The 6,223-nt window shown below is 39.7% G+C and carries 5 protein-coding genes; 2 read left to right on the forward strand and 3 right to left on the reverse strand.

Annotated features, from left to right (window positions below):
* Positions 1-176: 176 nt before the first annotated feature.
* On the forward strand, positions 177-1,133 hold the full coding sequence (locus VB797_RS27545) for a GDP-L-fucose synthase (protein ID WP_323240955.1): 957 nt from the start codon (positions 177-179) through the stop codon (positions 1,131-1,133).
* 83 nt (positions 1,134-1,216) lie between these two features.
* On the opposite strand, the gene VB797_RS27550 is transcribed toward VB797_RS27545, so the two are convergent.
* Positions 1,217-2,944, reverse strand: a complete 1,728-nt coding sequence (locus VB797_RS27550) for a succinate dehydrogenase/fumarate reductase flavoprotein subunit (protein ID WP_323240975.1) — start codon at positions 2,942-2,944, stop codon at positions 1,217-1,219.
* Between the two features lie 195 nt (positions 2,945-3,139).
* Positions 3,140-3,445, reverse strand: a complete 306-nt coding sequence (locus tag VB797_RS27555; protein WP_323240956.1) for a hypothetical protein — start codon at positions 3,443-3,445, stop codon at positions 3,140-3,142.
* 342 nt (positions 3,446-3,787) lie between these two features.
* On the opposite strand from VB797_RS27555, the gene VB797_RS27560 reads away from it, so the two are divergent.
* Positions 3,788-5,245, forward strand: coding sequence for a glycoside hydrolase family 13 protein (locus VB797_RS27560; RefSeq protein ID WP_323240957.1), 1,458 nt, complete (start codon positions 3,788-3,790; stop codon positions 5,243-5,245).
* A 106-nt stretch (positions 5,246-5,351) separates the two neighbouring features.
* Here the strand turns inward: VB797_RS27560 and VB797_RS27565 are convergent, their stop codons facing one another.
* Positions 5,352-5,771: a fasciclin domain-containing protein gene (locus VB797_RS27565; protein ID WP_323240958.1), complete on the reverse strand. Its 420-nt coding sequence runs from the start codon at positions 5,769-5,771 to the stop codon at positions 5,352-5,354.
* Positions 5,772-6,223 lie beyond the last annotated feature (452 nt).

Raw genomic sequence — 6,223 nt, forward strand, 5'->3', positions numbered from 1 at the left:
TCGCGAACAATAAACACATGGATTTAGCATCAAGTCTTGCGAACCCGGTTCTGCAAATATTTTAGATTTGAATAGATTTGAATATTTGAGAATCTTTAATCCAAAATCTAAAATTTAAAATCCAAAATTGATTTGATTGCCGATCGCTTTCAATATTAATAAGGACTAAAAGAAAAATGAATGCCTTAGAGTTAAATAATAAAAGAATTCTAGTTACTGGTGGAGCGGGTTTTTTAGGTCGTCAAGTAGTAGACCAACTAATTAAAGCTGGTGCTGACACAGATAAAATTACAGTACCGCGATCGCGTGATTACGATTTGTGTGTAATGGAAAACTGCAAGCGTGCGGTTGACCAGCAAGATGTTGTGATTCACTTAGCTGCTCACGTTGGTGGTATCGGTCTCAACCGCGAAAAACCTGCTGAGTTATTCTACGACAACTTGATGATGGGAACTCAGCTAATTCACGCTGCTTATCAAGCTGGTGTGGAGAAATTTACCTGTGTCGGTACTATTTGCGCTTATCCCAAGTTTACTCCTGTACCATTTAAGGAAGATGACATCTGGGATGGCTATCCAGAGGAAACTAATGCACCTTACGGTATTGCTAAAAAAGCTCTGTTAGTGCAGCTACAAGCTTACCGTCAGCAGTACGGTTTTAACGGAATATATTTGTTACCAGTAAATTTATACGGTCCGGAAGATAACTTCGATCCTAAAAGTTCTCACGTTATCCCGGCATTAATTCGTAAAGTTCAGGAAGCCCAGGATCGGGGAGACAAAGAAATTCCCGTTTGGGGTGATGGAAGTCCGACCCGCGAGTTTTTGTATTCTGAAGATGCAGCGCGGGGTATTGTCATGGGTACTCAATCTTACAACGACACCGAACCCGTGAACTTGGGAACTGGTTATGAAATCTCGATCCGCGATTTGATTACTACAATTTGTGAATTGATGGGATTTGAAGGTGAAATTGTATGGCAAACTGACAAACCAAATGGACAACCCCGTCGTTGTTTGGATACGCAAAGAGCGAAGAAAGAATTTGGTTTTACCGCTCAAGTAGGCTTTAAAGAAGGTTTGAAAAATACTATTGAATGGTGGCGCGAAAATGCCGCTCAACCTGTAGCATAAATCTTAAGGTTGATATTTTGAAAATCCCCTGATGCTTTGTTAAGGTCAGGGGATTTTTAGTTGACTATCGCGACTTACTCTATTTAATACTTCCTTTCTTTCGGCTCAAACATGGTAATCGCTACGGGACGATATTGAATATCAATTCCGGCTGCGGAATAATATGCCATTGTGTGCTGCAAATAGTTCTCGTCATCTCTTTCCGTAAAGTCTTCTCGACAATGTGCGCCTCTACTTTCTTGACGATTTAAGGCGGATGTCATAATCATTTTTCCTACAACCATCAAACTCCTCAATTCTAAGGCTTCTATCAGTTCTGTATTCCAACAACTGCCTTTGTCGTCTAAGTAAATTTGCGAATAATTATTTTGGATTTCCTGTATTCTTTCTAATCCTTTTAACATCAATTCTTCGTTACGGAATACACCGCAGTAATCGGTCATAGCATCTTGAAATTCTTGTCGCACTTGACTAATTCTGTATTCCCCAGGCTGTTCTAACAAACTTTGAATTTGCTGTTTGGCTTCGTTTATATAATGTTGTTCGTCTATAGAAGGTAATTTACGATTTTCTACGTATCTAGCTATGGTTGCCCCGGTTCTACGTCCGTATACAACACATTCTAATAGCGAGTTACTACCGAGACGATTTGCACCATGTACGGATACACAAGCGCTTTCCCCGGCTGCAAAAAAGCCTTCTACTAAACTATCTCCACCGCTGCGAACTTGCCCGTCAGTGTTTACTGGTATACCGCCCATCGAATAGTGAATTGTCGGACGTATGGGCATGGGTTCGTTTACTGCGTCAACACCTACTAAACGGTGTGCTTCTTCCCAGCAAAAGGGAACGCGACTCATGATTTTTTCTTTGCCCATATGGCGTAAATCCAGATAGACACAAGGACCTCCAGGACTACCATCACGGTGAGCGCCTCTTCCAGCGCGGACTTCACGGGTAATCGCCCTTGATGTAATATCCCGTGGTGCTAACTCCATGCGAGAAGGAGCATAATTCGCCATAAAGCGATCGCCTTCACAATTGATCAAATATGCACCTTCACCACGCACTGCTTCGGAAATTAATACGCCGACAGGATACAAGCCTGTTGGGTGAAATTGCACAAATTCCATATCTTCTAAAGGCAACCCAGCAAGGGCTGTAATCGCCAAACCATCACCTGTAGAAGCATAATCATTAGAGGTGGTATTGAAAGCTCTACCGTAACCACCTGTCGCAAACATTACGGCTTTAGCTCGCATCACTTCCATATGTCCGTCAAGGATGCGGAACATTAAAACGCCCTTTGCTTGACCTTCTTCTAATATCAAGCGCATCACATACCATTCATCATAAATATGTACGCCATAACGTCGCAGATTATTAACTAATTCATGTAAAATTGCATGACCAGTTTTATCGGCAGCGTAACAGGTACGATTATGGGTATGTCCACCAAAGGCTCTTTGAGCAATTCTACCGTCATTCAAACGGGAGAATAAAACGCCCATGTGTTCCAAATCAATTACTACATCTGGCGCTTCTTTGGTGAGAATTTCGACTGCATCTTGGTCTGCTAAATAATCAGAACCTTTGACAGTATCAAAAGCGTGTGCTTCCCAACTGTCAGCAGAATCAACATTCTTCAGTGAAGCTGCAATACCACCTTGCGCTGCTACCGAATGAGAACGAATCGGGTGAGTTTTAGCAATTACAGCAATACTCAAACTAGGATTAGTCCGCGCAATTTCCACCGCAGCGCGGCTTCCAGCCAATCCTCCACCAACTATAATTACGTCGTGTTCTAACATCATTCCCCCCGACTTTAAGAAATCTATTTTTCTATAGTTACTTATATTTGGGGAGATGGGGAGATGGGAAGATGGGAAGATGGGGAGATGGGAAGATGGGGGGATGGGGGGATAGGGAGATGGGGAAAATTTAAACTCCGGTAGTCCTAACCTTTAACCTTTGACCTTTGACCTATCCCCTATCCCCTAACCCAATTAACTAGCTACTGGTTGTTGTTGGGAAACGTTACCTGGAATAGGTTCCATAGTTGTTCCTGGCTCTATAGCAGAAAGTTCAATATGATTTATCAATGTGGTCACAAATGCAAATAGCAAGAAAGGCAAGGATAAAAGCACTACTAGTCCAACTGTGGCTAAAGCATATACGGGTCTTCTCGCACCCATTAAAGCTAAAGCTGATGCCAAACTCAGGGTGATAGTTATCAGCCAAACAATTATTTGACCGTAGACATCACCGAAGGTTAGAGTGCAGACAAAGCGATATTTTTGTAAGTTAATCATTTAATTTGCCTCAATTCCATATATGCTTCTACGTTAAATCCATGTTTGGGTTTTAGACGATTTCTAAATATTTTTGAAATAATTGTAATATCGCTTCATAAATAGTTGCTTAATCTGTGTAAGTTTACAAAATTAAATCTATCTCAAGATGGGAATTGAGAATGGAGCATCGGGCATTGAATATTATAAAATTTTTTCTGTAATTTTTTAAATGGATAAGAAATAATATGACTATTTGTACCTAATAGTCTACTTTTAGTTAATAAAACTTCTTTCTATGGTGTGAGTCGCTTTGAACACTTTATCTGTAAATATGACACCTGAAGATATACGGGCGAAAAAATGCAAGTTCAAACACCAGACTGGGTTAAGCACGCTGTTTTCTATCAAATTTTTCCAGATAGATTTGCTATTAGTAAACAGCCTCGCAAACGCTTGTTAAATAATGCAAGTTGGGAAGATTGGCACGAAATGCCTACACTTCAAGGCTATAAAGGAGGAGATTTATGGGGTGTAATGGAACAGTTAGACTATTTGCAAGATTTAGGTATTAATGCAATTTACTTTACTCCTATTTTTCAATCAGCTAGCAACCATCGCTATCATACCCATGATTATTATCAAGTAGACCCTTTATTAGGTGGAAATCCGGCTTTTAAAGAATTATTAGAAGCTGCTCACGCTAGAGATATTAAAGTTGTTTTAGATGGTGTTTTTAATCATAGCAGTCGGGGATTTTTCTTTTTTCACGACGTTTTAGAAAATGGGCCTTATTCACCTTGGTTAGATTGGTTTAAAATAGAAGGCTGGCCTTTAGCACCTTACACTGGTGAGTTACCCGCAAATTACGAAGGTTGGGACGGAAATCGAGCTTTACCTGTATTTAATCATGATAATCCCGAAGTGCGGGAATATATCATGGAAATCGCCGAATACTGGATAAAATTCGGTATTGATGGTTGGCGGTTAGACGTTCCTTTTGAGATTAAAACTCCTGGTTTTTGGCAAGAATTTCGAGAAAGAGTCAAAGCAATTAACAGCGAGGCTTATATAGTTGGTGAAGTTTGGACTGATGCTCGTGAATGGCTTGATGGTAGCCAATTTGACGGCGTAATGAATTATTTATTTACCGCACCAACTATAGCTTTCGCAGCTGGCGATCGCGTTATCCTCGAACAAGTAGAAGACCGCTCGTATGAACCATATCCGGCGTTGGATGCTGCTGGTTATGCTCAAAAAATTCAAGAAGTATTAAAGCTTTATCCCTGGGAAATTCAACTAACTCAATTAAACTTACTTGCCTCCCACGATACCGCACGTTTACTTAGTATTGCGGATGGAGATCGAAAAAGCGTTGAATTAGCAACTTTACTATTACTGACCTTTCCCGGTGCGCCCAGTATATACTACGGTGATGAAGTCGGTTTACCGGGTGCGCTTGACCCAGATTCGCGACGCGCTTTTCCTTTAGAAGCTACTTGGGATCGGGAAATCTTCAAAACTCACCGCGAACTAATTGCTTTGCGTCACGCTCACCCCTGCTTGCGGACTGGTGATTATAAAGTATTGTTTGCAGAAGGGGAAGTATACGTATTTGCTCGGACTTTAGAACAAGAACAATTGATTGTAGCGATTAACGTTGGTACTTCCTTCTCTAAAGCAGATGTAGATATTAGTGAATTGCAGCGATCGCAACCAACCAAGCTTTTATATGCTAGCGATAATGTGGAATGGAAAAATCAAGGGGATTCAAGATTATCGTTAAATATTCCTCCACGCACGGGATGCGTTATCAATTAACAATTATCAATTTAATTGTGTAGAGACGTTGCAGTGCAACGTCTCCTTATGTTTGATTCAACAATTATTTATCTAAAAGCCGGGTTTGTGCTTACTTTAAAGTGATTCAATGTCCTGCAATAATAGCGGGCATTAAAACCGAATTGATCGCATGAATTACACCGTTATCTGCCAAAATATCTTTTTGAACAACATTTGCATCATTTAACTTGACGCGACCTGACTGTGATTCCACCGCTAAAACTGAGCCTTCAAAAGTTGGAACCTCATCAATTTGGGCTAGATCGTCGGAACGAACATCACCAAATGCTACATGATAAGTCAAAATCTGTTTCAATTTGGGGATATCTTGCAACAAGGATTCTATTGTACCTTCGGGTAACTTAGCAAAAGCTTCATCCGTAGGTGCAAACACAGTATATGTATCAGAAGTAGTCAGAATATCTGTTAATTCTGCTGCTTGCAGAGCTTTAATTAAAGTCTCAAATTTTCCTGCATTGATAGCAGTTTCAACAAGGTTTGCCATGAGAGTTATCAATGAACAATCATCAATTATCAATTATCAATGAACAGTTGGGAATCAACATAAAGGTATACTCCTAATGACTGAGAGTTAGTATGAGGATACGCTAAAAGACCCGCAGCCTAGAAGGCTGGGGCTAATATTACCAAGCCTACCTGCGTAAACCGTCATTAGGCGCATCTTTATAAAGAAACGTTATTAGGTGTTTTGACAAAAGTAGTGTAAATTTACTTTGTAGGGTGGCATCATTTAGAACCATGATTTGACAATATGGTCTACTTTTTTGATAAATATAAAAATATCTTGCAAATAAGTCTTTTAATTCAATAAACTTAATTATTTGTGTTAAGCAATTTTTTACAAAGTAGAAGTAAAAAGATTGTTTACTTTTTGCAAAAAAAATTAATTAATAAAAATTTTTCTAATTTAGGACTTACGCAACTGGCATATTTTTC

Origin of the sequence: Rivularia sp. UHCC 0363 (genome assembly GCF_034931125.1) — a bacterium.
In the GTDB taxonomy this organism is placed as follows: domain Bacteria; phylum Cyanobacteriota; class Cyanobacteriia; order Cyanobacteriales; family Nostocaceae; genus Rivularia.

Excerpts from the sequence above, each read along its gene's own strand:
- VB797_RS27545 (WP_323240955.1), top strand. The coding sequence starts at position 177 with ATGAATGCCTTAGAGTTAAATAATAAAAGAATTCTAGTTACTGGTGGA.
- VB797_RS27550 (WP_323240975.1), bottom strand. The coding sequence starts at position 2,944 with ATGTTAGAACACGACGTAATTATAGTTGGTGGAGGATTGGCTGGAAGC.
- VB797_RS27555 (WP_323240956.1), bottom strand. The coding sequence starts at position 3,445 with ATGATTAACTTACAAAAATATCGCTTTGTCTGCACTCTAACCTTCGGT.
- VB797_RS27560 (WP_323240957.1), top strand. The coding sequence starts at position 3,788 with ATGCAAGTTCAAACACCAGACTGGGTTAAGCACGCTGTTTTCTATCAA.
- VB797_RS27565 (WP_323240958.1), bottom strand. The coding sequence starts at position 5,771 with ATGGCAAACCTTGTTGAAACTGCTATCAATGCAGGAAAATTTGAGACT.